The 24,845-nt window shown below is 70.5% G+C and carries 16 protein-coding genes and 1 pseudogene; 11 read left to right on the top strand and 6 right to left on the bottom strand.

The features are described from left to right. Window positions 1-102: 102 nt before the first annotated feature. Window positions 103-1,341, bottom strand: coding sequence for an MFS transporter (locus ABT300_RS20310; RefSeq protein ID WP_351677499.1), 1,239 nt, complete (start codon window positions 1,339-1,341; stop codon window positions 103-105). 90 nt (window positions 1,342-1,431) lie between these two features. Here ABT300_RS20310 and ABT300_RS20305 point away from each other — a divergent pair, with 90 nt between their 5' ends. Continuing rightward, window positions 1,432-2,193 carry a DeoR/GlpR family DNA-binding transcription regulator gene (locus ABT300_RS20305; RefSeq protein WP_351677497.1) on the top strand — a complete coding sequence of 254 codons (762 nt, stop codon included), beginning with the start codon at window positions 1,432-1,434 and terminating at the stop codon, window positions 2,191-2,193. 22 nt (window positions 2,194-2,215) lie between these two features. Here the strand turns inward: ABT300_RS20305 and ABT300_RS20300 are convergent, their stop codons facing one another. Next, a complete protein-coding gene (locus ABT300_RS20300; RefSeq protein WP_351677495.1) occupies window positions 2,216-3,796 on the bottom strand; it encodes a GMC family oxidoreductase in 1,581 nt (526 codons plus the stop codon). A 195-nt stretch (window positions 3,797-3,991) separates the two neighbouring features. Between ABT300_RS20300 and ABT300_RS20295 the strand changes: the two genes are divergently transcribed. Further along, complete coding sequence (locus tag ABT300_RS20295; RefSeq protein ID WP_351677493.1) at window positions 3,992-5,575, top strand: GMC oxidoreductase; 1,584 nt, start codon at window positions 3,992-3,994, stop codon at window positions 5,573-5,575. A 45-nt stretch (window positions 5,576-5,620) separates the two neighbouring features. Here the strand turns inward: ABT300_RS20295 and ABT300_RS20290 are convergent, their stop codons facing one another. Then, window positions 5,621-7,228 carry a PucR family transcriptional regulator gene (locus ABT300_RS20290; protein ID WP_351677491.1) on the bottom strand — a complete coding sequence of 536 codons (1,608 nt, stop codon included), beginning with the start codon at window positions 7,226-7,228 and terminating at the stop codon, window positions 5,621-5,623. Window positions 7,229-7,354: 126 nt separating this feature from the next. On the opposite strand from ABT300_RS20290, the gene hisD reads away from it, so the two are divergent. The 4 genes from hisD to ABT300_RS20270 all read left to right on the top strand — a co-directional run bounded on the left by hisD (window position 7,355) and on the right by ABT300_RS20270 (window position 12,875). Continuing rightward, on the top strand, window positions 7,355-8,680 hold the full coding sequence (hisD, locus tag ABT300_RS20285; protein WP_351677490.1) for a histidinol dehydrogenase: 1,326 nt from the start codon (window positions 7,355-7,357) through the stop codon (window positions 8,678-8,680). Between the two features lie 95 nt (window positions 8,681-8,775). Continuing rightward, window positions 8,776-10,386 (top strand): APC family permease, encoded by a 1,611-nt coding sequence (locus tag ABT300_RS20280; RefSeq protein WP_351677488.1) that lies wholly within the window; start codon window positions 8,776-8,778, stop codon window positions 10,384-10,386. Beyond that, a complete protein-coding gene (locus ABT300_RS20275) occupies window positions 10,383-11,051 on the top strand; it encodes a ThuA domain-containing protein (protein ID WP_351677485.1) in 669 nt (222 codons plus the stop codon). Before ABT300_RS20280 ends, ABT300_RS20275 begins: the two co-directional genes overlap by 4 nt. A 36-nt stretch (window positions 11,052-11,087) precedes the next feature. Beyond that, the gene (locus tag ABT300_RS20270) at window positions 11,088-12,875 is read left to right on the top strand and encodes a thiamine pyrophosphate-binding protein (protein WP_351677483.1); all 1,788 of its coding nucleotides are present in this window, start codon (window positions 11,088-11,090) and stop codon (window positions 12,873-12,875) included. 173 nt (window positions 12,876-13,048) lie between these two features. On the opposite strand, the pseudogene ABT300_RS20265 reads toward ABT300_RS20270, so the two are convergent. The 3 genes and pseudogenes from ABT300_RS20265 to ABT300_RS20255 form a co-directional block, all read right to left on the bottom strand. Next, window positions 13,049-13,135 (bottom strand): annotated as a pseudogene (locus ABT300_RS20265) (transposase); the annotation flags it as partial. A gap of 141 nt (window positions 13,136-13,276) precedes the next feature. After that, complete coding sequence (locus ABT300_RS20260; protein ID WP_351677481.1) at window positions 13,277-15,334, bottom strand: RICIN domain-containing protein; 2,058 nt, start codon at window positions 15,332-15,334, stop codon at window positions 13,277-13,279. A 238-nt stretch (window positions 15,335-15,572) separates the two neighbouring features. Beyond that, entirely contained in the window at window positions 15,573-16,637 is a 1,065-nt protein-coding gene (locus tag ABT300_RS20255) for a LacI family DNA-binding transcriptional regulator (protein WP_351677479.1), read from the bottom strand. 522 nt (window positions 16,638-17,159) lie between these two features. Between ABT300_RS20255 and ABT300_RS20250 the strand changes: the two genes are divergently transcribed. The 5 genes from ABT300_RS20250 to ABT300_RS20230 all read left to right on the top strand — a co-directional run bounded on the left by ABT300_RS20250 (window position 17,160) and on the right by ABT300_RS20230 (window position 24,651). After that, window positions 17,160-18,443: an ABC transporter substrate-binding protein gene (locus tag ABT300_RS20250; protein WP_351677477.1), complete on the top strand. Its 1,284-nt coding sequence runs from the start codon at window positions 17,160-17,162 to the stop codon at window positions 18,441-18,443. Beyond that, window positions 18,440-19,462, top strand: coding sequence for a carbohydrate ABC transporter permease (locus ABT300_RS20245; RefSeq protein ID WP_351677475.1), 1,023 nt, complete (start codon window positions 18,440-18,442; stop codon window positions 19,460-19,462). Before ABT300_RS20250 ends, ABT300_RS20245 begins: the two co-directional genes overlap by 4 nt. Next, window positions 19,459-20,346, top strand: a complete 888-nt coding sequence (locus ABT300_RS20240; protein ID WP_351677473.1) for a carbohydrate ABC transporter permease — start codon at window positions 19,459-19,461, stop codon at window positions 20,344-20,346. Before ABT300_RS20245 ends, ABT300_RS20240 begins: the two co-directional genes overlap by 4 nt. A gap of 57 nt (window positions 20,347-20,403) precedes the next feature. After that, window positions 20,404-22,440, top strand: coding sequence for a beta-galactosidase (locus ABT300_RS20235; RefSeq protein ID WP_351677470.1), 2,037 nt, complete (start codon window positions 20,404-20,406; stop codon window positions 22,438-22,440). 84 nt (window positions 22,441-22,524) lie between these two features. Further along, window positions 22,525-24,651, top strand: coding sequence for a glycoside hydrolase family 2 protein (locus ABT300_RS20230; protein WP_351677467.1), 2,127 nt, complete (start codon window positions 22,525-22,527; stop codon window positions 24,649-24,651). The last annotated feature ends 194 nt before the right edge of the window (window positions 24,652-24,845 follow it).

The raw sequence follows: 24,845 nt of genomic DNA, 5'->3' as shown, positions 1-24,845 counted from the left end.
GGGGCGGGTGGGGTCGGGGGGGGGGGGGGGCCCGGGGGGGGGGGGGGGGGGGGGGGGGGGGGTGGGGCGCCCGGTCCCCCCGCCCCCGGCCCCCACAAGCGGTCAGCGGCGGCCGGCCGCCGTCTCGGCCCGGCGGGCGGGGTCGACCGCGGGTCCGCCGCGACGGACGACGCTGGATCCGGTGCGCAGGACGCCGGCGCCCACGGCGGTGGTCACGCACAGCAGGGTCAGCAGGACGAAGGCGTGGTCGAGGGCGACCAGGTGGGTCAGCCAGCCGATCACGGCCGGGCCGGCGAGCATGCCGACGTAGCCGAGGCCGGCGACACGGGAGACGTTGGTTCCGGCGGCGGAGGGGTCGGCGTGCCCGGCCGCGCTGAACAACTGCGGGACGCAGCCGGACAGGCCGAGGCCGAACAGCGCCCAGCCGGTGAACACGGCCCACATCGACGGGCCGATGGTCACGAGGGTGATGCCGACGGCGGCCACGGCCGCGCCGTTTCGCAGGATCGCCAGGGAGCCGAACCGGGCGGCGATCCGGTCGGCGAGCAGCCGTCCGACGGTCATGGCCGCGGCGAAGGCGCCGTACGCGAAGGCCGCCGCACCGGCGGACGCACCCATGACGTCCTTCAGGTGCAGGGCGCTCCAGTCGTTGGCGGCGCCCTCGCACAGCATCACCATCAGGGCCAGTACGGCCAGCGTCCAGACCCGGCCCGTGCTGCCGCCGCCCTCGGCGGGCGGCGCCGTCCCGGCCTCCTCGGCGGCCCCCGCGGTCTCGCCGGCGGGAGCGGCAGGCAGCAGACCGCGGGCCGCGACCAGGGCCACCACGACGCCCATCGCCCCCATGGCGGCCATGGCCGCGGCCGGGTTCAGGCCGGCGCTCGCGGCGCCTGCTCCGGCGAGCGCGGCGAGGACCCCGCCGACGGAGAACGTGGCGTGGAAACCGGACATGACGGGGCGGCCGTACGCCTTCTCCACGTGCACGGCGTGGGCGTTCATGCTCACGTCCAGGCAGCCGTTGCAGAGCCCGAAGACGAGCAGCGCGGCGGCCAGCGTCCACGGGTCGTGGGCGAGACCGGGCAGGAACAGCGTCGTGCCGCAGAGGACGCCGCCGGCCGGCGCCACGGTGCGGGCGCCGAGGCGGTCGGTCAGCGGGCCCGCCACCTGCATGCCCACGAAGGCTCCGAGCCCGAGCACCACCAGCAGACCGCCGAGCGTGGCATGGCTGACGCCCGTGCGCTCCTCGATCTCGGGGATGTGCACCACCCAGGTGCCCAGCAGGGTGCCGTACAGGACGAAGTAGACATAGGTCGCCACGCGGGCGGCTCGCAGGGAACGTTCCATGCCGCTCAGCGTAACGAACATCTTGCGTGTTTGAAAAGCGGGCTAACGAACAAGTTGATTGTTCGTTTCCGGGTGGTGTTCAATCGCGGCATGAGCAACGCAGACCGGCACGGGCTGATCGCCAAGGTCGTCAGGGACTCCGGAGCGGCCACGGTCCAGGAACTGGCCGAACTGACCGGCGCCTCGGAGATGACCGTCCGGCGCGACCTCGACGCCCTCGCCGCCCAGGGCGTCCTCGAACGCGTCCGCGGAGGCGCGCGCACCCTGCTGCTCCGCGGCGAGGAACCCCCCTTCGCGCTGCGCTCCCACGAGGCGGTCGACGTCAAGCGCCGGATCGCCGCCGAGGTGTGCGCCCTCATCGCCGACGGCGAGAGCGTCCTGCTGGACAGCGGCACCACCTGCCTGGAGGTCGCCCGGCTCCTGCGTGAACGGCCCGTCACCGTGATGCCCCTGTCCCTGCAGGCCATCCACCTGCTCGGCGGGACGCCCGGCCAGGCCACACTGGTCGTGCCCGGCGGGCAGCCCCGCGCCGCCGAGGGAGCCCTCACCGGCCCCCTCGCCCTCGCCTCCCTGGCCGCCCTGCGCTTCGACACCGCCGTCATCGGGTGCTGCGGGCTGACCGCAGCCGACGGTCTGACCGCCTACGACCTCGACGACGCCGCGGTGAAGAAGGCGGGCATCGCCTCCGCCCGCCGTGTCGTCGCGGCCGCCGACGGCAGCAAGCTCGGCCACACCGCCTACGCCTACGTCGGACCCGCCGCCCTCCTGGACGTCCTCGTCACCGACACCGGCGCCGCCGCCGACGAAGTCGCCGCATTCGAGGCCGGCGGCACCGTCGTCCGGACCGTCTGACGGACCTCCCGGCCTCGCGGCGTCACCCCGCCGACGTCCGCAGGAGCGAGGCGGCCTTCTCGCCGATCATGATGGCGGGAGCGTTCGTGTTCCCGGTGACGAGGGTCGGCATGATCGACGTGTCCGCCACGCGGACGTTGTCGAGCCCGTGCACCCGGAGTTCGTGGTCGACGACCTTGCCCATCATGCAGGTGCCCGACGGGTGGTAGAAGGAGAAGGACTGCGTGCGGACGAAGTCGTCGATGTCCTGGTCACGGTCCGACGCGGGGGCCAGTCCGGCGTCGGCGGCCGTGCGCAGGTCCGACTGCAGCACGGCCGTCAGCCGCTGCTCGCGGGCGATGCGCATGCACAGCCGGACGCCCTCCCGCAGCCGCCTGCGGTCGTCGGGGTCGGCGAGGTAGTTGTGGAAGATGCGCGGCTTGGCGTACGGGTGGGAATGCCGCAGCCGCACCGAGCCACGGCTCGCGGGCCGCGCGACATACGGACCGAACGACATGCCCGGCTCGAGCGGCGCGGCCAGACCCTCGTCACGGACGATGCCCAGCGCGGCGTGGACCTGGATGTCCGGAGCGGGCACGTCGTCGCCGGAGCTGAAGAAGCCGCCGACCTCGTTCCAGGCCATCGGACCGGCGCCCTGCTCGCGCAGGAGCCGCTCCTCCGCGGAGGTGTCCGGACCCAGGAGCGGTTCGGCGTCGCTGAAGAAGCTGATGAAGCACCCGGTGTGGTCCTGCATGTTCCGGCCGACGTCCGGCAGGTCGTGCAGGGGGGTGATGCCGCCCGCGGTCAGTTCGTCGGCGGGCCCGACACCGGACTGCAGGAGCAGGTGGGGCGAGTTGTAGGCCCCGAGGGACAGCACGATCTCACGGTCGACCCGGATCGTCCGGACGGCGCCGAGGTGGTCGACCTCCAGGCCCGCGGCCCGTGAGCCGTCGAAGACGAGGCGCAGAGCGGTCGTCGAGGGCAGCACGGTGAGGTTCGGACGGCCCGCGGCCGGCTCCAGGAACGCGATCGCGCTGCTGCACCGCAGGCCGCCCCGCTGCGTGACCTGGTGATAGCCCACGCCCTCCTGCTCGGCTCCGTTGAAGTCGGAGTTGAGCTTGTGCCCCGCGTCCTGGGACGCCTCGACCCACGCCGTCAGCAGCGGGTGGACGGAGCGGGGGTCACTGACGGTGAGGGGGCCGCCGACGCCGTGGAAGTCGTCGGCGCCGCGCTCGTTGTCCTCGGACTTCTTGAAGAACGGCAGGACGTCGTCGTATCCCCAGCCCGGGTTGCCGAGCCGCTCCCAGGTGTCGTAGTCGTAGCGGTGACCGCGCACGTACAGCATCGTGTTCATCGAGCTGGTGCCGCCGATCACCCGCCCGCGGGGCAGATAGGCGCGCCGCCCGCCGAGCCGCGGCTCGGGCTCTGTCCCGAAGTCCCAGTCGAACTGTGTCTTGAGCTGCTGCGAGAACAGCGCAGGGATCTCGAAGAGGCGGCCCCGGGCCGGCGGCCCCGCCTCGATCAGCGCGACCGTGACATCGGGATCCTCGGACAGCCGGGCCGCGACCGCGCAGCCGGACGAGCCGGCCCCGACGACGACGTAGTCATACGCTTCCCTGTCCATTGCGCCTCCGTGGAGCTTCGTCGCCGGATCGGCGTGCGGTGGTTCCTGGTGAGGCTAGGGACGCCGGACCTGCTCAGCCCATGCACGAAGTGAGCGACTCGGGCGGCAGCCGTTACTCATTCCGTGCATGTGCCGCATCCGTGCCGCTGCTTAGGCTCGTTTCGGAAACACCGCCGCAAAGAGGGGCCCCGACTCATGTCCGACCCGGTCCGTGATGACTACACACCCCCCGAGCTGCGGCCCGAGGCCCTCGTCTCACCCGGCGCCGCCGAGGAGATCGGCACAGACGTCCTGATCATCGGCTCCGGCATGGGCGGGTCCGCGCTGGCCTGGGCGCTGAAGGACTCCGGTCTCGACGTGCTCGTCGTGGAGCGGGGCCGTTTCCTCCCCCGGGAACCGCAGAACTCGCAGCCGGCCGAGATGTACCTCAAGGGCCGGTACAAGAACGCCGGCCAGTGGTACGACGGCGCCAACGGCAGACCGTTCGCACCCGGCGTGTACTACTGGGTGGGGGGAAACACCCGCTTCTACGGCGCCATGCTGCCCCGCTTCCGGCGCAGCGACTTCACCGAGGTGCAGCACCACGAGGGCGTCTCGCGCGCCTGGCCCTTCGACTACGACGACCTGGAGCCCTTCTACACCGCGATGGAGGAGCTGCTCCAAGTGCACGGGCAGACCGGCGAGGACCCGACCGAGCCGCCCCGCTCCAAGCCCTACCCGTATCCGGCGCTCCGGCACGAACCGGAGATCGAGCGGTTCTCCCGGTCGCTGCGCAGGCAGGGCCTGCACCCGTTCCACACGCCGAACGCCCTGAACGTCGAGACGCAGGCCGATCGCGCCGCCGTGACGACCGCCGACGGCTGCCCGGACGAGACGGGCAGGAAGTCCGACGCGGAGAACCGGCTCCTCCTCCCCGCGCTGCGCGACGGCGTGAACATCCTCACGGGCGCTCAGATCACCCGACTGATCACCTCGCCCGACGGCCGCAGGATCGTCGCCGCCGAGGCACGGCACGCGGGCCGCACCCTCCGTATCAACGCCAGGTCCTTCGCCCTCGCCGCAGGCGCCGTCAACTCGGCCGCGCTGCTCCTTCGCTCGGCCGACGAGGCGCACCCCCGGGGTCTCGCCAACTCGTCGGATCTGCTCGGCCGCAACTACATGGTCCACAACAGCACGTTCTTCGTCGGGGTCAACCCCTTGCGGACCAACCCCACGAAGTGGCAGAAGACGCTCGGCCTGAACGACTTCTACGAAGCCGGACCGGGCACGCGCTTCCCGCTCGGCAACCTCCAGATGCTGGGCAAGCTGCAGGCCCCCATGCTCAAGCCCGCGCGACCGTGGGCGCCGACCTGGGCCCTGAAGCTCATGGCGGCCCGAAGCCTCGACATCTACCTGACGACCGAGGACCTGCCGTCCCGGGACAACCGGGTGCGCGTGGACGGGAGCCGCATCCTCATCGACTGGACGCCGTCCAACCTCGCGCCCCACCACGAACTCGTGCGGCGGGTCACCAGGGCGGTCCGCAGGGCCGGCTATCCGCTGGTCTTCACCCAGCGCATGGGGATCGAGACCAACTCCCACATGTGCGGAACGGCCGTGGCGGGCCACGACCCGACGCGCAGCGTGCTCGACCCCCTGTGCCGCAGCCACGACGTGGAGAACCTCTGGCTGGCCGACTCGTCGTTCTTCCCGTCCTCCGCCGCGCTGAACCCCGCGCTGACGATCGGCGCGAACGCCCTGCGCATCGCCCCGTCCCTCGCCCGGGCGACGAAGGACTGACGGCACGGCGGTCGGACCCGCCGCGAGGTCGGGTCCGCCGCGCGGTCATGTCCGCCGCAGGGTCGGCCTGCGCAACAGGTCGTGTCCGCGCACGGCCAGCTGCAGCCGCTGCTGGTCGTTGACCTGCGTGAGGTCGAGACCGAGGATCTCGGAGAGCTTGTCCAGGCGGTGGTAGAGGGTGCGTCGCTGGATGAAGAGCTCCTCCGCCGCCCGCGCCTTGTTGCCGCCGCAGTCGAGGAACGTGCGCAGGGTGGGCAGCAGCGGGTTCTTCGCCAGCGCGTCGTGCTCCAGGAGCGGACCGAGCTCGTCCTCGACGTAACGGCGCAGCTCGGGACCCTCGGAGAGGGCGACCAGGAGGCGCAGCGCCCCCAGATCGTCGAAATGACGCACCTCCGCGGTCGAGGCCGCGGCGGCGACGGACGCCGCGCTGCGGCTCTGGCGCAGCGCCAGGGGGAGCACCGCCGGCTCCACGACCCGGCTGACGCCGCCGCGTACGCCGTGATCGGTCAGCAGGGCCGGCACCCGGGCGGCGTCAGCCCGGGTGGGCAGGCCCACGACCGCCACGTCGAAGTCTCCGGTGTCGCCCACGACGGCGGGCCAGCCCGCCTCCTGCAGCAGGTGGGCGAGGAGGTGGTCCTTGGTCGGCTCCTCGTCCCCCGCCCAGGCCGTGACGACGATCAGGTCCCGTCCGCGCAGGTCCTGGCCGAGCGCCAGACCGAGGGTCACGAACCGCTCTCCCGTGATGTCGCCGAGCAGCAGCCGGTTGAGCAGCGCCGTCTGACGCTGGGACGCGCGGGCGCCGCTCTCCCGCTCGCTCAGCAGCGAGATCGCCACGGCCGCGGCGGCTCGCTCCAGCGTGCGCAGTTCGGGCGGGCTCGGCCGCTTCCCCCCGTGCAGCAGGTGGATCCAGCCCCACGACTCGCCCCGGAGCACCACGGGCTGGCGAGCACATGGCGCGACCTCGCGAAACGACGCCGCCGGGGCGGTCGGGACCCCGGGGCCCCGCGCCGACAGCGGCGGGTGGCGCTCGTGGATCGCCCGGGAGTGCGCACTCCACTCGTCGACGACCTCGTCGGCCTCCGGGCTCGCGCCTCCGTACGCCAGCATCTGATGGGCGACGTCCTCCAGCACCACGGGGTGCCCGGTGCGCCGGGCCAGCTCCCTGACCACGCCGACGTAGTCCTCGTCCGCCAGCAGCAGGTCCATGAACGCCTGACTGGTGGCCTCTTCGGCGATCAGCTGCTTGATGCGCATCCCGACCAGCACCTCGTGGACCTGGGCCGACGTCTCGACGAAGGGGATCTCGTCGGCGAGGCCCACCAGCGGCAGTCCGGCCGCCTCCGCCTCCTCGATCACGGCCTGAGGCATGGAGGCGAACATGCGCCCGGCCAGTTCGACGACGAGGACGGCCGCGTGGGCGTCCGCGAGCCGTCGGACGAAGGCACGCTGCTCCAGCTGGGTCGCGCCCATGCCGAGGCCGGCCGTCAGCAGCATCTCCTGGCCCGTGAGGAAGCGGTGGATGTCCGGGATCTCGCCCGTGTGCACCCAGCGCACCGGGCGGTCCAGATTCCGCTCCCCGGCGTACACGCGCACGGTGGTGCGCGTGAACACCTCCAGTTCCAGCGCGGCGCGAACAGTCAGGACTTCAGCCATGAGCCACAACCTCGGTGTGTGCAGGATTCACGGCCAATATTGCACACCCTGTGCCTGTCGTCCCACCTCTCGTTTCCCCAGACTTCAGGGCAAGCCCGCAGGCACGACCCCTGCAAGGAGTGCAGAGTGTCAGCACAACGCAAGATCATCAAGGCCCCTGTCGCCGCGAAGACATCGCGGACCAGCCGGCCGGAAATCATCGAGACCGTCGCCGACGTGATCGCCGACATCCGGCAGAACGGCGACGCGGCCGTGCGCCGCTGGTCGCAGAAGTTCGACGACTGGAGCCCGGAGTCCTACCGGCTCGGGCCCGACCAGATCGCCTCCGTCGTCTCCTCCGTCCCCGAGACGGTTCTCGACGACCTGCGCTTCGTCCAGAAGCAGGTCCGCGGCTTCGCCCAGGCGCAGCGCGACTCCCTCACCGACTTCGAGGTGGAGACGCTGCCCGGCGTGTTCCTGGGGCAGCGCAACATCCCCATCGGCGCGGCCGGCGCCTATGTGCCGGGCGGTCGCTACCCCCTCACCGCGTCGGCCCACATGACCGTCCTGACCGCCAAGGTCGCGGGCGTCGGACGGGTCGCCGCGACCACGCCGCCGGACCGGGGGGCGCCGCCGCCCGTCAGCATCGCCGCGATGCACCTGGCCGGGGCCGACGAGATCTACGTCATGGGCGGTGTCCAGGCCGTGGCCGCCCTGGCGCTGGGCACCGAGACGATCGACGCGGTCGACATGCTCGCCGGTCCCGGCAACGCCTACGTGGCGGAGGCCAAGCGCCAGCTGTTCGGCGAGGTCGGCATCGACCTCTTCGCCGGACCGACGGAGGTGCTGATCGTCGCGGATCACACCGCGGACCCGTTCGTGGTGGCGACAGACCTGCTGTCCCAGGCCGAGCACGGCCCCGACTCCCCGGCGGTCCTCATCACGACGTCCGAGGAGGTGGGCACGCGGACCATCGCCTGGGTGGAGAAGCTGCTTCCGGGCCTGTCCACCGGAGAGGTCGCCGGCCGTGCCTGGCGCGACCACGGCGAGGTGATCGTGGTCCCCACCCTGGACGCCGCCTACGCACTCGCCGACGAGTACGCGAGCGAGCACGTCCAGATCCTCACCGCCGAGCCCCGCGAGGCGCTGCACCGGATGCGCGACTACGGCGCCCTGTTCCTCGGGGACAAGACCTGCGTCGCGTACGGCGACAAGGTCATCGGCACCAACCACGTACTGCCCACCCTGGGCGCGGCCCGCTACACCGGCGGTCTCTGGGTCGGCAAGTACCTCAAGACCGTGACCTACCAGGAGATCAGGGACCCCGGGTCCAGTGCCCGGCTCGGCGAGATCTGCGGCAGGGCCTCACGCATCGAGAACTTCGAGGGACACGCGCGTTCGGGGGACGTCCGCGCCGCGCGCTACGGATCGGCCCGACTGGACTGGTCCGACCACACCTTCGAGCAGAGCTGATCCGCGATGACGGATCGCGATTTATGCCGGACCGCAGCAGCATCCCGGCAGCCGTTCGACAAGGAGCACCTCCCCCTCGACCCACGGAGACCGTCATGTCAGCCACCGACAACGAGGCGCACACCGCGCCCGCATCCACCCCCGTAGGCTCATCGGGCGGGGCCGGGAGCCCCGCCTCCTCGGCCGCGGACTCGGACATGCTCGCCGTACTCGGCTACGAGCAGAAGTTCGACAGAAAGGTCAGCCTGTGGGCGAACTTCGCCCTCGGCTTCGTCTATCTCTCGCCCCTCGTGGGTGTCGTGTCCCTCTTCGCGCTCGGTCTGGCGACCGCAGGCGGACCGTCCGTCTTCTGGATCGGCATCGTCGGGGCCGGACAGTTCCTGGTCGCGCTGGTCTTCGGGGAGGTCGTCTCGCAGTTCCCGCTCGCGGGCGGGCTCTACCAGTGGGTCAGACGGCTGTGGAACGGACGCTACGCCTGGTTCAACGCGTGGACCTACATCTGTTGCATCACCATCGGCATCACCAGCACCGCGCTCTTCAGCTCGGACTTCGTGGCCAGCCTCTTCGCCGGCACCGCCGACGAGCCCGGCGTCAGCTCCACCCCCGCCCAGCGCCTGTGGATCGCGGTCGCCATGACCGTCGTCTGCCTGATCTGCAACTGTTTCGGCACCAGGACACTGGCTCTGATCTCGAAGATCGGACTCGCCGCGGAGCTGATCGGCATCGTTCTCGTGGGCCTCTACCTGCTGGTCTTCGAACGGCACAACTCCGTGTCGATCTTCTTCCAGACCAGCAGCTCCCACCACGACAGCTACTTCCTGGCCTTCATCACCGCCTCGCTCGTGGGCCTCTTCCTCTTCTACGGCTTCGAGGCGTGCGGCGAGATCGCGGAGGAGGTCCCCAACCCCTCCCGCAGCATCCCGCGGGCCATGCAGCTGACGGTGGCCGTCGGCGGACTGGCCGCTCTCCTCGCCTTCGTCGGGTACGCCCTCGCGGCTCCCGACCTCGGCTCGATCCTCTCGGGCAAGGACACCAACCCGATCCCCTCGATCCTGCAGAGCTCGCTCGGCATCGTCGGCACGAAGCTGGTCCTCGCCGTCACCATCACATCCTTCGTCGCGGGCGTGATGAGCCAGCAGGCCGCCGCCAGCCGGATCGTCTTCTCCTTCGCCCGCGACGACATGTTCCCAGGATCCCGCGTCTTCTCGCAGATCACCCGCAAGCACCGCGTCCCGATGAACGCGCTGCTGGCCGTGAACGTCCTGCCCCTGCTGATCTTCGTGTTCGTCTACTACTCGCCCGACTCACTCACCAAGATCGTGGCGTTCCAGATGCTGGCCGGATACGCGGCCTTCATGATGGTCGTACTGGCCGCGCTGCGGATGCGCCTGAAGGGCTGGCGCCCCGCCGGAGCCTGGAGCCTCGGCCGCTGGGGCTTCGTGGTCAACGTGGCGGCCCTGGTCTACGGCGTCCTCGGAATGTTCCTTCTCGCCTGGCCCGCCGGTGACTCCGCGACCCCGTTCGTGGACCGGTGGATCGCGCTCATCGGCTTCCTCCTCGTCTCCGCCGTGGGCCTGGTGTACCTGTTGATCGCGAAGCCGGAGCGCAAGTCCACCGCGCCGGAAGGCGACGCCATGGAGGTGGCCGAGCGTCTGCGCAGCCGCGCCGCGGCCCTTGGCATCACGACCGGAGGGAACCCCGCATGACACGCGTCCTGTATCTCTACGGAGGCTGGCCGGGGCACAAGCCCTACCAGGTGGCCGAGGAATGGGCCCTCCCGATCTTCAAGAACCTCGGTTTCGACGTCGACGAGACCAACGACGTCTTCTCGCTCGACGCGGACCTCACCGGCTACGACCTGATCGCGCTCAACTGGAACAACGCCCTGCTGTCCGAGGGGCTGACCGCCGCCCAGGAGTCGAACCTGCTGGGCGCGGTGGAGAGCGGCACCGGGATCGCCGCCTGGCACGGCGCGGCCGCCGCGTTCCGCACCAGCCTCAAGTACCACTGGCTGCTCGGCGGCAGCTTCCTCGAACACCCCGCCGGCGAAGGCGTGAAGTACCCCTACGACGTCACGCTCACGGACACCGGTCACCCGATCACCGCCGGAGTGAAGGACTTCCGGGTCGCCTCGGAGCAGTACTACATGTCCGTCGACCCCAACAACCACGTCCTGGCCGAGACCGCCTTCACCGGTGAACACCTGCCGTGGCTGGAGGGGAAGACGATCCCCCAGGCATGGACCCGCACGTGGGGGCAGGGCCGCGTCTTCTACAGCGCGGTCGGACACGACCTCGACGACCTCCAGAACCCGGAGGTCACCCGCCTGTGCACCCAGGGCTTCGCCTGGGCCGCCCGTCAGAACCCCTGATCCCACCGTCCGACCCGAGCTGTTTGGGAGCACACCATGCCTGTCCTCACCGGAGGCCAGATCGTCGCGCGGACCCTGCGCAACTACGGGGTCGACGTCGTCGCCGGCATCCCCGGCCACGGCATCTGGTCACTGACCGACGCCTTCCTCGACGACGAGTCCCGGATCCCCTTCATCCAGACCTTCCACGAGCAGAGCGCCGTCCACCTCGCCGACGGCTACTACCGTGTCACCGGCCGCCCGCAGGCCGCCGTGACCTCCATCGGCGCCGGCGCCAGCAACACCGTCATCGGCATGGGCACCGCGTTCACGGACTCCACCAGCGTGCTCGTCGTCACCGGCGGCCCGCCGACCCACATGCGCGGCCACGGACTGCTCCAGGAACTCGACCGTTACACGGCCAACGACTTCCCCAAGGTCGCCGAGGCCGTCAGCAAGCGGCACTGGGTCGTCACCCGGGTCGAGGAACTCCCCTTCGTCCTGCACCGCTGTTTCAACTCCATGCTGACCGGCCGCCCCGGCCCGGTACACCTCGAAGTCCCCATGGACGTACAGGCCGAGGCGGCGGACGTACAGCTCCACGACCTGGAGCGGCGTATCCCCGTCGGCCGCCAGCACCCCGACCCGGAAGCCGTGGACCGTGCGGTCGACGTGCTGCGCGCGGCCGCCCGGCCGGTCATCGTGGTCGGCGGCGGTGCGATCACCTCCGAGGCGTCCGACCAGGTCCTCGCGCTCGCCGAGCGCTGGCAGATCCCGGTCGTCACCACGTGGAACGGCAAGAGCGCCTTCCCCGAGGACCACGAGCTGTTCGCCGGCAGCGTCGGCCAGACCGGCACGATGACCGGCAACGCGATCGCGAGCTCCGCCGACGTCGTGATCTCCGTCGGCTGCCGCTTCACCGACTGGTCCGCCTCCAGCTACGCCAAGGGCATCAGCTTCTCCATCCCGCCCGCGAAGCTCATCCACATCGACATCGACCCGCACGAGATCGGCAAGAACTACCCCGCCGAGGTGGGCATCGTCGCGGACGCGCAACGCGCCGTGGCCGCCATCGTCGACTCCCTGCCCTCCCAGGGCGTCGACCGCTCCGAGTACCTCGCCGAACTCGCGAGCCTCAAGCGGGACTGGGAGGAGAAGCTCGCCGGCCGCCGCGACAGCGACCGCTTCCCGTTCACCTCCCAGCGCCCGCTCGGAGCCCTGCGCAACGTGCTCCCGCGCGACGCGATCATCGTCGCCGGCTCGGGCAACACCCAGGGAGCGGTCAAGCAGACCTTCCCGGTCTACTCGCCGCGCACCCACCTCACCTCCGGCGGCTTCTCCTCCATGGGCTGGGCGATCCCGGCGGCCGTCGGCGCCAAGCTCGCCCGGCCGGACAGCCCGGTCGTGTGCGTCCTCGGCGACGGCGACTTCCTCATGACGTCCCAGGAGATCGCCCTGAGCGTCACCGCCGGCGCACCGGTGATCTTCGTGGTCCAGAACAACGCGGGCTACATGTCGATCCGCGGCGGTCAGCGCAAGCAGACCTCGCGGCACATCGGCACGGAGTTCTCCCACCCCGACGGCTCGCCGTACAGCCCCGACTTCGCGGCCATGGGCCGGGCCTTCGGCATCGAGTCGTGGAAGGTCAACGACGCCGCGTCCCTGGAGCCGACCCTGCGCAAGGCCGTCCAGTCCGGGGCGCCCGCCGTGATCGAGGTCCCCACGGACCGCGACGCCGCGGGCCCCTGGGTGCCCGGCTGGTGGGACTTCCCGATCCCGGCGTACATCACCGACGAGCGCCAGGACGAGTACCACCGCACCCGGGCCACCGAGCAGCATCTCTGAGCCGACGCCCCGGCGCCCGGCGCCGACGACCGCCCGTGCAGCCGAGACCCGGCGGCACGGGCGAACGGCGTGCGCCGCAGGCCGGCGCTCAGATCAGCCCCCTGCGGATCGCGTACGACACCGCCTGCACGCGGTTGCGCTGTCCGAAGCGGCTCTGGACGGCGGAGAGGATGGGAGTTGACGAGCTTGGTGACGGCGATCTTGGGTGGGAAGTTCACCAGCAGGTGGACGTGGTTGCGCTCGCCGTTGAACTCCACCAGCGTGCACGGCAGATTCACCTCGGCCACTGCAGGGAGGAGCGGTCGGCTGCGCCTCGGCCGGTCGGCCTGGGCGCAGCCGACGGGTGCGGGAACCGCTTCGCCGGCGGTTCCCGCACCCGGTCATGACCCCAGGCAAAGCGGTCAGTTGATCCGGACGATCTTCCAGAGCTGGTCGTCGACGTTGACACTGCTCCACTGGACGACGGCTGCCCCGTTGGCGGTGGAGGACTGGGCGACGCCTGCGACGAGGGCGCTGTTCACGTTGCGGAGTTTGTAGTAACCGCCGCCCGCGTCGGTGAGGGTCCATTTCTGGGAGTTGGCGCCGGAGGCGGTGTTCTGGACGACGGCCGCTCCCGCTGTGGCGGAGGAGCCCTGGACGTCGAGGTTGAGGTTGCTCTTGACGTTCTTGACGGTCCAGGCGCCGCTGCCCGCGGACTGGAAGGTGAAGAGCTGGCAGGCGCAGGCCGTGTTCTGCCACTGGCCGACGGCGGTGCCCGCGGTGGTGGAGCCGGCCGGGATGTCGAGGTACTTGCCGCTGTTCTTGTTCACCAGCACGTACTGACCGGCGCCCAGGGGCGGCAGGGCGGTCTGGGCGAGGTTCCAGCGCTGGCAGGCGCAGGCGGTGGCGTCCCACTGGACGGCGGTGGTCCCGACGGTGGTGGAGGCGCTGGGTATCTCGAGCAACTTGCCGCTGATGCGGTTGGTGATGCCGTACCCGCCGGCCGGATGGGGCGCGACGGCCCATTCGTGGTCGAGCGTGCCGTTGTCGTCCCACTGCAGGACGGTCGCGCCGTCGGCGGTGGACTGGTTCTGGACCCCGAGAACCTTGCCGCTGGCGACGTTGACGATCTTGAAGTAGCCCGAGGGCTGCTGCACGAAGCGCCACTGCTGGTTGGTGGACGTGGTGGGATTCTGCTGGGTGGCGGTGGTCCCGTTGGCGGTGGAGCCTCCGGCGATGGTGAGGTTCAGGGCGCTGTTCGCGTTGGTCATGGTGTAGGTGGCGCCGTCGGAGACGCCGCCGCCGAGGTCGATGGTGCTGTAGGTGACGGGGTTGGAGAGGTTGCTGCCTCCGCGTCCGGCGCTGAGGACCAGCAGGCTGTGCCCGTCGGGGAGGCCCGTCATGCCGCGGCTGTAGCCGCCGGCCAGGTTGGCGCTGATGCGCGTCCAGGTGTTCGCGGCGCCGTTCTGCGTGTTGACGAACAGATCGTCGGCGCTGTTGGCGCTGAGTACGAGAGTCCCGTCGGGGCCTCCTGTGGGCAGCCAGGTCAGGTAGGGAGCGCTCTGGGGCACCACGCCGTCCGTCGTCCGCAGCGGGATGCCGGTGACCGAGCCGAACGCCTCCGGGTCGGACGAGATCTTGTAGTAGACGGAGAAGTTGCCCTCGGGGGCGCCGCCGTACTCGTACGACAGGACGTAGGCGCCGTTCGGCAGCTTCGCGACGGTCGGCATGCCCGGACGGTTGCTGAAGGCAGGCATCGCCACGTCGTCGACGACGGGGCCCCAGGTGCGGGCGTCCGTGGAGACCTGGTGGACGATCTTCTGGCCGTGGTCGGGGTCGCGCTGGTCGGAGTAGTAGACGATCAGCTTCCCCCCGGAGACCAGGAAGAACGGCTCCCAGACCGGGGTGTTCCCGTTCGTGTCCCAGGCGGCGCCGCCGGTGGCGATGTTGACGACGAAGCTCCAGGTCTGACCGCGGTCGGTGCTGGCGTACAGGTCGATCTTGGTGGCCGACCGGTCGGAGGGCACCGAGGCGCCCGCGGCCAGGATGGTCCCGGCCGGGAAGTCGCCGATCGCGGTGGGCAGTTCGAAGAGCTCGGGCTGCCAGCGCATGCCCCAGCCGTTCTGGGTGTCGGCGATGTCGGAGAGCTTGCTCCAGGAGTTGCCGTCGTCGGTGCTGCGGTAGATCGGGAAGACGGGTGTGCCGGAGGTGTACTGCTCGAAGGAGGCGAGCAGGGTGCCGTCGGCCGGTCCGTTGTGCTGGAGGCGCAGCACCCGCGGATACAGCGAGCCGGGCGAGGGGGCCCCCGCGGGCGGGGTGTACAGCGTCTGCGAGGGACGCGAGAGGGCCTGTGCCCGTCCCGCGGCCGGCAGCGTCATCGTCGCCGCGGCGACGATCAGCGCGAGGAACAGGAACAGGAGGGTCGTGGTGCGTGAACGCTGTGCGGCGCCGGGTCTGGCGCTCGAGTGTGCAGGGGACATGTGCGGCTCTCAGGGCAGGGGAGGGATGGGAGGGTCCGCCGCCTGCCTCCCCGGTACGGGACCGGGGAGGCAGGCGGCGAGCCCGAAAGGCGCGTCCACCGCGTACGGCGCAAGGGAACGACGGCGTCGCGAAGGCGCGGCACAGGGCCGGCCGGTCTCTCGACGAGACGGCCGGTGTGAGGGGCGAAGCGGCTCCTGGGGCGTCCGGGTGTGCTCCAGGCTGCTGCCGGGGGTGCTGTCAGGCGGTGCGCGTGCCCGCCGTGCGGGGATGGGACGGCGGAGGCGCGGTCGAGCCGCGGACGACGAGTTCGACCGGTGGGTCGCTCGCCTGCGGCAGGTCGGCGTCGGGCTCCTCGATCGCGTGCGCGAGAAGGCGGATGCCCTCTCGGGCCGCGGCCTCGAAGGGCTGGCGCACGGTGGTCAGGGGAGGGGAGACGTAGGCGAAGACCGGGTTGCCGTCGAAGCCGACGACGCTGATGTCCTCCGGCACCCGGCGCCCGGCTTCCCGCAGGGCGTGGATGAGGCCGATGGCCATCTCGTCGCCCGCCGCGAAGACGGCGGTCACGGAGAGGTCCGCGGCCAGTGCCCGGCCCACGGTGTGGCCGGAGGCGGCCGACCAGTCGCCGTTGAGCAGCGGCGGCTCGTGCGCGCCCCGCGCCGCGAGCGCCGCCCGCCATCCTTCGATGCGGTCCTTGGTGGCGTACCAGCGCCGCGGGCCGGCGAGATGATGCACGGTGGGGTGTCCGAGGTCCAGCAGATGCTCGGTGGCCGCCCGCGCCAGATCGTGTGCGCCCACGCCCACGGTCACGGTGCGGGCGGCGGTGAAGGCCGGCGGCGCCCCCAGGAACAGGACGGGGACGTCGACGCGGACGCCGACGTCCCCTTCCACGATGGGTTCGGAGACGACGACGCCGTCCACGCCCTGCTCGAGCAGCGACTCCACGGCGCCCGCGATGCCCGCGGGATCGCCGTCCGGCGTGTTGACCACGCGGAGTGCGTAACCCGCGTCGCGCACCGCCCGCTCGATGTGCACGAGCAGGGACGCGGTCCCGTACCCGGCGGTGCCCAGGGCGACCACGCCGATGGAGCCGGTGCGCCCGGAGGCCAGGGTCCTGGCCGCCTGGTTCAGCCGGTAGCCGAGTTCCTCAGCGGCTGCGAGGACCTTGGTGCGGGCCTCCGCTGAGACATAGGGCTCGTCGTTGAGGACCCGGGACACCGTCTTGCGCGACACCCCGGCCAGCCGGGCCACGTCCGCGCTGCGCGGCACAGAGGAGCCCTCGCTCCGTCCCACCCCTGCTGACATGAAGACTCCCGACGGCCGTGCGTGTGCATCGAAGGAGGTCAACTGTATGACCACGCGGTCAGACCGCGTGGTCATGTCTACGTAGCCGACAGCTGTACGTCAAGGGTCCCCGCAGTAACGATGCCGATCGACGGCAGCGGATACGAGGGAGGGGCGCCGGTCGGCGACGGGTGCCGCAGCAGCCGCGAGGAGGTCCTCTCCGGCGGACATATGACCTGTTCAAGCGGCAGAATCGCCCTGTCGAGCCGGCTCGCGGTGAGAGGCCTTCCGCCCTGTGCCGGGATGGATCGACCCGCCTGTCGACGTGTGCGGTCGGTCCTGGGCTCGCGACGGAGGGGCTTGACATCGACTCCCCGGAGCGTTCAGTCTTCCTCGCAACCGCCGATCGGGTTTGTTCGATCGTGTTGAGTCTTGGTCGCGTGGACGACCGCTTCCCCCGTCACACCCCGCGGGCCGACGTGCCGCCTGGGCACGGCCGCCCTGTCAGGAGCCGAAATGCACTCTTCCTCCCTCGGTCGGCCCATGCCTGCCGCCAGCCGCCGCGCCGTCCTGCGCGGTATTGGTGGCGCAGCCGTCCTCGGCGCCGGCATACCGCTGCTCAGCGCCTGCGGCGGCAGCGGCACGGCGTCCGACCCGAAGACCGTCAGCCTCGGGTCGAACGCGTCGGACGCGGTGCCGAAGAAGGCGTTCGCCGAGATCTACACGGCGTTCACGAAGCAGTCCGGGATCACGGTCGACGTGAACACCAAGGACCACAACACCTTCCAGGAGCAGATCAACTCCTACCTCCAGGGCACCCCGGACGACGTCTTCAACTGGTTCGCCGGCTACCGCATGCAGTTCTTCGCGGCCAAGGGCCTCGCCTCCCCGATCGACGACGTCTGGCAGAAGATCGGCGGCAACTTCCCCGACGCGATGAAGGCGCTCAGCAAGGGCGAGGACGGCAAGTACTACTTCGTGCCGATCTCCACGTCCATCTGGGGCGTGTTCTACCGCAAGAGCGTGTTCCAGCAGCACGGCTACACCGTCCCCACCACCTGGGACCAGCTGATCGCGCTGTGCAAGCAGATGAAGAAGGACGGCCTGGTTCCGTTCGCGTTCGGCGACAAGGACGCCTGGCCCGCGCTCGGCACCTTCGACCAGATCAACTTCCGCACCAACGGCTACGACTTCCACGTGGAGCTGATGGCCGGCAAGGCGTCCTGGACGGACGCCAAGGTCCGCACCGCCTTCGACCACTGGGCCGAGATCCTCCCCTATCACCAGGAGGGCGCCGTCGGCCGCACCTGGCAGGACGCCGCCCAGACGCTGATCTCGAAGAAGGCGGGCATGTACCTGTTCGGCAGCTTCGTGGCGCAGCAGTTCACGAACAAGGCCGACCTGGACGACCTCGACTTCTTCCCCTTCCCGGAGATCGACTCCGCGTACGGGCAGGACACCGTCGAGGCGCCCACCGACGGCTTCATGCTCTCCAAGGCCCCGAAGAACAGGGCCGGTGCGCTGGGGCTCCTGGAGTTCCTGGGCACTCCGGAGGCCGAGCAGATCTACCTGAAGTCCGACCCGAGCCTGGTCGCCGCCTCCAACAAGGCCGACACCTCCTCGTACACGGCGCTGCAGAAGAAGGCGTACGCGACGATCTCCGGCGCCAAACACCTCACCCAGTACATGGACCGCGACAGCCGCCCGGACTTCACCTCCACGGTGATGCAGCCCGCCCTGCAGAAGTTCGTCCGCGACCCCAAGGGCGTCGACGGCCTGCTGGCGTCGATCGAGCGCCAGAAGAAGACGATCTTCGCGTCCTCATGACCGTCCCCACGAACACCGGTACCGGGACCGGCGCCACCAGCACCCCGGGGACGGCCGCAACGCCGCCCCCGGGCCACCCGAAGAACGCGACCCGCCCTCGGACCAAACGGCCGCGGGCCTCCTCGGGCCACCGACGACTCCTCACCCGACGGGACCGCGTCACACTCGGCCTGATGGCCGGGGTGCCGACGATCCTGCACGTCGTGCTCGTCTGGCTCACCGCTCTCGCCTCGATCGCCCTGGCCTTCACCACCTGGGACGGCATCGGCTTCGACTCCATCAAGTGGGTCGGCCTGGACAACTTCAGGCAACTGTTCACCGACAACCCGCAGTTCTGGCCCGCGGTCGAGCACAACGTCGTCTGGTTCGTCGTGCTCATCCTCATACCGACCCCGCTCGGCCTGTTCCTGGCCGTGCAGCTCGACAAGAAGATCCGGTTCAGCAAGGTGTACCAGACCGCGTTCTTCCTGCCCGTCGTGCTGTCGATGGCGGTCATCGGGTTCGTCTGGCAGCTCGTCTACAACCCGGACACCGGCCTGATCAACAACCTCATCGGGGCCAACGAGCCCGGCCACTACATCGACTGGATCGGTGACCCGGACCTCAACCTGTGGTCCGTCCTCATCGCCGCGTCGTGGCGTCACACCGGCTACATGATGATCCTCTACCTGGCGGGCCTGAAGGGCGTCGACCCGGCCCTGCGCGAGGCGTCCTCGCTCGACGGCGCCAACGAGTGGCAGACGTTCAGGAACGTGGTCTTCCCGACCCTGCGCCCCACCAACACCGTCGTCCTGGTGGTGACGATCATCGAGGCGCTGCGCGCCTTCGACCTGGTCTTCGTCTTCAACAAGGGCGCCCAGGGCACGGAACTGCTGTCGATCCTGGTCACCAACAACATCATCGGCGAGTCCAGCCGGATCGGTTACGGCTCGGCGATCGCCGTCGTCCTGTTGGTGATCTCGCTCGCCGTGATCATTCCCTATCTGATCGCGACCTTCCGGAAGGAGCGGCGCGCATGAGCACCGCGAGCGCGCCGGGCAGGCGGCGCACCCCCGTCCGCCCCGCCCGGATCCTGCTGCACGTCTTCCTCGCCGGCGCCGCGCTGGCCTGGCTCGCGCCCCTGCTGTGGGCGATGTACGCGGCGATGCGCCCGTACGCCGAGACCAGCGCCAAGGGCTATGTCTCCTGGCCCGACAAGCTGAGCCTCGACAACTTCACCGACGCGTTCGAACAGTCGGACATGATGCACTACTTCGGGAACACACTGCTGGTGGCGATTCCGGCGGTGCTGCTGACGCTGTTCCTGTCGTCGTGCGTGGCCTTCTACGTCAGCCGCTTCGACTTCCGGGTCAACCTCTTTCTGCTCCTGGTGTTCACGGCCGGCAACCTGCTTCCGCAACAGGTCGTCATCACCCCGCTGTACCGCCTGTACCTGCTGGTCGACCTGCCCGGCGTCACCGTGAGCGGCAAACTGTACGACTCGGCGCTGGGCCTGGTGCTGATCCACGTGGCGTTCCAGTCCGGCTTCTGCGCGTTCGTGCTGAGCAACTACATGCGCTCGCTGCCGCACGAACTGACCGAGGCGGCCCTCGTCGACGGCGCCTCGGTGTGGCGGCTGTACTGGCAGATCGTGCTGCCGCTGTGCAAGCCGGCGATGGCCGCCCTGGCCACCCTGCTGTCCATCTGGATCTACAACGACTTCTTCTGGGCCATCGTGCTGATCTCGACCGGCGAGAACATGCCGATCACCTCCGCGCTGAACAACCTCTCCGGCCAGTACTTCACCGACCCCAACCTGGTCGCCGCCGGCGCCCTGCTCACCGCGATCCCGACGCTGATCGTGTACTTCGTGCTCCAGCGCCAGTTCGTCAGCGGCCTCACGCTGGGCGCCAACAAGGGCTGAACCACACCTCCCACTCACCTCCCACTCTCACCTCCCCGACCTTCCGGAGTACCGCCAGTGAGCACCGAACGCCGTCTTCGCCTGCCCGGCCTCGCCTACGGCGGCGACTACAACCCCGAACAGTGGCCCGAGGAGGTCTGGGCCGAGGACATGGCCCTCATGCGCGAGGCCGGGGTGACCATGGTCAGCGTCGGCATCTTCTCCTGGGCCCTGCTGGAACCCGCGCAGGGCGTCTACGACTTCACCCGGATGGACAGGATCCTCGACCTGCTCCAGGAGAACGGCATCGCGGCCGACCTCGCCACACCGACGGCCTCCCCGCCCGCCTGGTTCTTCCGGGCCCACCCGGAGGCGCTGCCGGTCGACCGCGACGGCCGCACGCTCTCGTACGGCAGCCGTCAGACGTTCTGCCCGTCCAGCCCGGCCTACCGCGCAGCGGCGCTGCGCATCGCGGGCGCGCTGGCCGAGCGGTACGCAGGCCACCCGGCCGTCGCGATGTGGCACGTCCACAACGAGTACGGCTGCCACAACGCGGAATGCTTCTGCGACACCAGCGCGGCCGCCTTCCGTGCCTGGTTGAAGAGGAAGTACGGCGACGACCTGGCCGCGCTCAACCACGCCTGGGGCACTGCCTTCTGGAGCCAGTGGTACTACGACTGGGACGAGATCATCCCGCCCCGAGCCACCGGCGCCGACCCCAATCCCACCCACCGACTGGACTGGCGCCGCTTCTGCTCCGACGAACTGCTCACGCTGTACACCGCCGAACGCGACGTGCTCCGCCGCGCCGCCCCGGACACCCCCGCCACCACCAACTTCATGGTGATGCACAACTTCGACGCCGTGGACTACTGGCGCTGGGCGCCCGAACTGGACATCGTCTCCAACGACCACTACCTCCTCGCCACCGACCCGGAGTCGGAGACCGACATCGCGCTCTGCGGCGATCTGGTCCGCTCCCTGGCCGGAGGGCGACCCTGGCTGCTGATGGAGCACTCCACCGGCGCCGTCAACTGGCAGCCCGTCAACCGGGCCAAGGGGCCCGGCGAGATGCGCCGCAACGCGCTCGCCCACGTCGCCCACGGCGCCGACGGCATCGCCTACTTCCAGTGGCGCGCCGCGAAGGCGGGGGCCGAGCAGTGGCACTCGGCGATGCTGCCGCACGCGGGCGTCGACAGCCGGATCTGGCAGGACGTCGTGCAGCTCGGAGCGGATCTGCGGGCCCTCGCCGAAGTCCGCGGCAGCACCAGCCCCGCCAGGGTCGCCGTCGTCTGGGACTGGAACGCCCGCTGGGCCATGGAGCAGCCCTCCCAGCCCAGCGGCGACCTCCGCTTCCAGGACCTGGTGAGGGACTGGTACACCCCGCTGTGGAGGGCCGGCGTGGCCGTCGACTTCGTACGCCCCGACAGCCCGGACCTCGACCGCTACCGGCTCGTCCTCGCCCCCAGTCTGTACCTGGTCGACGACGCGGGAGCGACCAACCTGACGGCGTTCGTCGAGCACGGCGGCACCCTCGCCGTGGGCTTCCACAGCGGTGCCGTGGACGAGAACTGCCATGTCCGCCTGGGCGGTTACCCAGGCGCCTTCCGGAAGGTCCTCGGGGTGCACGGCGACGAGCCGTTCCCCCTGCTGCCCGGACAGTCGGTCCGTCTGGCCGGGCAGGTCCCGCAGGACGCGACCGCCGACCTGTGGACCGAACGCCTCCGGCTCACCGGAGCGGACGCCGTCGCCGCGTACGTCGACGGACCGCTGGCCGGCGTCCCGGCCGTCACCCGCCACGCGTACGGCAGCGGCGTCGCCTGGTACCTCGCCACCCACCCCGACCGCACCACCCTGGCCGCCGTCCTGGAGCGCATCCGCGAGGAGGCCGGAGTGCGCCCGGAGCGCGACGTGCCGGCCGGCGTCGAGGTGGTGAGGCGGCGGGGCGCGGAGGCCGACTACCTCTTCCTGATCGACCACGCCGGCCGCGGCGCGGAGATCCCCGCCGAAGGCGTCGAACTCCTCACCGGCAAAACCGTCGTGGGCTCCGTCACCGTCCCCGAGGGAGGCGTCGCCGTCGTCCGCGAGGCGGCGCCCGGACCGAGCGCCGGGTGAGGCGGACGGGGCGGCGCTGTCACCGCGCCGCCCCGCGCGGCACGGGGGATCTCCTGCACCGACTCCATGGAAGTGAGCTCTGACATGACAGGTTCGCCCAGCCGCCGACAGGTGCTCGGCGGGGCCGCGGCGGGAGTGCTGGCCTCGCTGGCCGGGATTCCGCTCGCCGGCTCCGCGTCCGCCGCCGTGACGTACACGGCGCCCGATCCTCGGGTGTGGATCCAACTCAACAACGGGTGGCGATTCATCAGATCGGACGTCGCCGGCGCGCAGGCGCCCGGATTCAACGACTCCGGATGGACGTCGGTCACCACGCCCCACACCTGGAACGCCGTCGACGGCGCCGACGGCGGCAACGACTACCACCGCGGCGTGGGCTGGTACCGCCGCCATTACACCGTGCCGTCCGAACTGGCCGGGAAGCGGCTGTACCTGCAGTTCGCCGGGGTCGACCAGGTCGCCGACGTCTGGGTCAACGGCACGTACCTCGGGCAGCACAAGGGCGGGTACTCCCGCTTCCGGTTCGACGCCACGGCTGTGCTCGTCCCGGGCGGGGACAACGTGATCGCGGTGAAGGCGAGCAACGCCCGTGACGCCGACGTCGCCCCGCTGAGCGCGGACTACACCTTCCAGGGCGGCGTCTACCGCAACGTGAGCCTGTGGGCCGTCGACGACCTCCACGTCCGGATGACGGACTACGCGGGCCCCGGCGTCTACCTGCGGCAGAGCAACGTGACCGCTGCCTCGGCCACGGTGACCGTCACGACGAAACTGTGGAACGACGGCAACGCCACCCGATCGGTGGTCGTCCGCACGGTCATCGCGGACAGAAGCGGGACCGTCGTCGCGGAGACGAGCAGCACCGCGCAGACCGTCCCCGCGGCAACCGGCACGGAGGTCCAGCAGACGCTGCGGATCAGCAACCCGCACCTGTGGAACGGCCTGGCGGATCCCTACCTCCACAACGCCGTCGTCGAGATCCACGACGTCACCGGGGGCGGGGACACGATCACGGATGCGGTGACCGAACGCCTGGGCCTTCGCTCCATCGCCGTCGACGCCGACACGGGCTTCCGCCTCAACGGCAGCCGCCTGCACCTGCACGGCGTCAACCTGCACCAGGACCGGGCCGGCAAGGGCTGGGCGATATCCGACGCCGATCACACCCAGGACTTCGACCTCATCGGTGAGATCGGCGCCAACGCCGTGCGGATGGCGCACTACCAGCACGACCAGAAGGACTACAACCTCGCCGACGAACGCGGAATGATCGTCTGGGCGGAGATCCCCCTGGTCGACCTCGTCACCGACTCGGCAGCCTTCACCGCCGGCGCCCAGAACCAACTGCGGGAACTGATCCGGCAGAACTACAACCACCCCTCGATCGCCTTCTGGGGCATCGGCAACGAGCAGATCGACTACAACGGCGCCGCCACGAACAAGCTGCTCGCGTCACTGGCCGGCATCGTCGAAGCCGAGGACCCGGACCGCCTCTCCACCTACGCCGTGCGCGGCGAGGACCCCGACGACGCCCAGGCGGGCCTGCACACGCGGACCACGGGGTTCAACAAGTACTACGGCTGGTACTACGGGTCCAAGGACGGTGACCTCGGCGCGTGGGCCGACCGGGTGCACGCGAACTCCCCGACCCGCAGGATCGCCGTGTCGGAGTACGGCGTCGGCGCGAGCACCGCCCAGCACGAACTCAACCCGCCGAAGCCGGCTCCCGGCGGGTCCTGGCACCCCGAGGAGTACCAGGCGCTCTTCCACGAAGCGGCCTGGCAGCAGCTCGCCCAACGTCCCTTCGTCTGGGGCACGTTCGTCTGGGCCATGTTCGACTTCCCCTCCGACGGCCGCAACGAGGGGGGTCAGCCCGGCATCAACGACAAGGGCCTGGTCACCCGCGACCGGCAGATCCGCAAGGACGCCTTCTACTGGTACAAGGCCAACTGGGCCGCCGCTCCCACCCTCTACATCACCAGCCGTCGGTGGACCCGGCGCACCGAAGCCACCACCGAACTCAAGGTCTACTCCAATGCGGACAAGGTCACCGCCACCCTCAACGGCGTCTCCCTGGGCGCCGTGAGCAGCAGCGACCACGTCTTCCGGTGGACCGGCGTCACCCTGAGGCCGGCGCTGAACACCGTGGTGGTGACCGCGACCGTCAACGGCTCCACCTACACCGACACCGTCGACTGGACTCTCGGCTGAGGCCGTCGACGTTCGCGCGTCGTTCTCGGAGCTGACGCGACGGCATACCTGAGGCTGACGAAGCGGCCGTGCGCGTCAGCCTCAGGCGGTCGGCTCTTCGGCTGATACGGGCGACGCGTGTGAACCGGACGATGGAGGAGTTCCCTGCGGGGCGGGGCGCGGACTCCCGTGCCTCCATCCTCCATGGCCGTCCG

Origin of the sequence: Streptomyces sp. NPDC001027 (assembly GCF_040299045.1) — a bacterium.
Taxonomy (GTDB): domain Bacteria; phylum Actinomycetota; class Actinomycetes; order Streptomycetales; family Streptomycetaceae; genus Streptomyces.
Note: the sequence above shows the minus strand (reverse complement) of the source record. Positions and strands in the feature narration are given on the sequence as shown.

Bases quoted from the DNA above. Each gene is read 5' to 3' on its own strand.
- ABT300_RS20270 (WP_351677483.1), top strand. From the start codon at position 11,088: ATGCCTGTCCTCACCGGAGGCCAGATCGTCGCGCGGACCCTGCGCAAC.
- ABT300_RS20310 (WP_351677499.1), bottom strand. From the start codon at position 1,341: ATGGAACGTTCCCTGCGAGCCGCCCGCGTGGCGACCTATGTCTACTTC.
- ABT300_RS20240 (WP_351677473.1), top strand. From the start codon at position 19,459: ATGAGCACCGCGAGCGCGCCGGGCAGGCGGCGCACCCCCGTCCGCCCC.
- ABT300_RS20255 (WP_351677479.1), bottom strand. From the start codon at position 16,637: ATGTCAGCAGGGGTGGGACGGAGCGAGGGCTCCTCTGTGCCGCGCAGC.
- ABT300_RS20260 (WP_351677481.1), bottom strand. From the start codon at position 15,334: ATGTCCCCTGCACACTCGAGCGCCAGACCCGGCGCCGCACAGCGTTCA.
- ABT300_RS20305 (WP_351677497.1), top strand. From the start codon at position 1,432: ATGAGCAACGCAGACCGGCACGGGCTGATCGCCAAGGTCGTCAGGGAC.
- ABT300_RS20290 (WP_351677491.1), bottom strand. From the start codon at position 7,228: ATGGCTGAAGTCCTGACTGTTCGCGCCGCGCTGGAACTGGAGGTGTTC.
- ABT300_RS20280 (WP_351677488.1), top strand. From the start codon at position 8,776: ATGTCAGCCACCGACAACGAGGCGCACACCGCGCCCGCATCCACCCCC.
- ABT300_RS20250 (WP_351677477.1), top strand. From the start codon at position 17,160: ATGCCTGCCGCCAGCCGCCGCGCCGTCCTGCGCGGTATTGGTGGCGCA.
- ABT300_RS20275 (WP_351677485.1), top strand. From the start codon at position 10,383: ATGACACGCGTCCTGTATCTCTACGGAGGCTGGCCGGGGCACAAGCCC.
- ABT300_RS20245 (WP_351677475.1), top strand. From the start codon at position 18,440: ATGACCGTCCCCACGAACACCGGTACCGGGACCGGCGCCACCAGCACC.
- ABT300_RS20295 (WP_351677493.1), top strand. From the start codon at position 3,992: ATGTCCGACCCGGTCCGTGATGACTACACACCCCCCGAGCTGCGGCCC.
- ABT300_RS20300 (WP_351677495.1), bottom strand. From the start codon at position 3,796: ATGGACAGGGAAGCGTATGACTACGTCGTCGTCGGGGCCGGCTCGTCC.
- ABT300_RS20230 (WP_351677467.1), top strand. From the start codon at position 22,525: ATGACAGGTTCGCCCAGCCGCCGACAGGTGCTCGGCGGGGCCGCGGCG.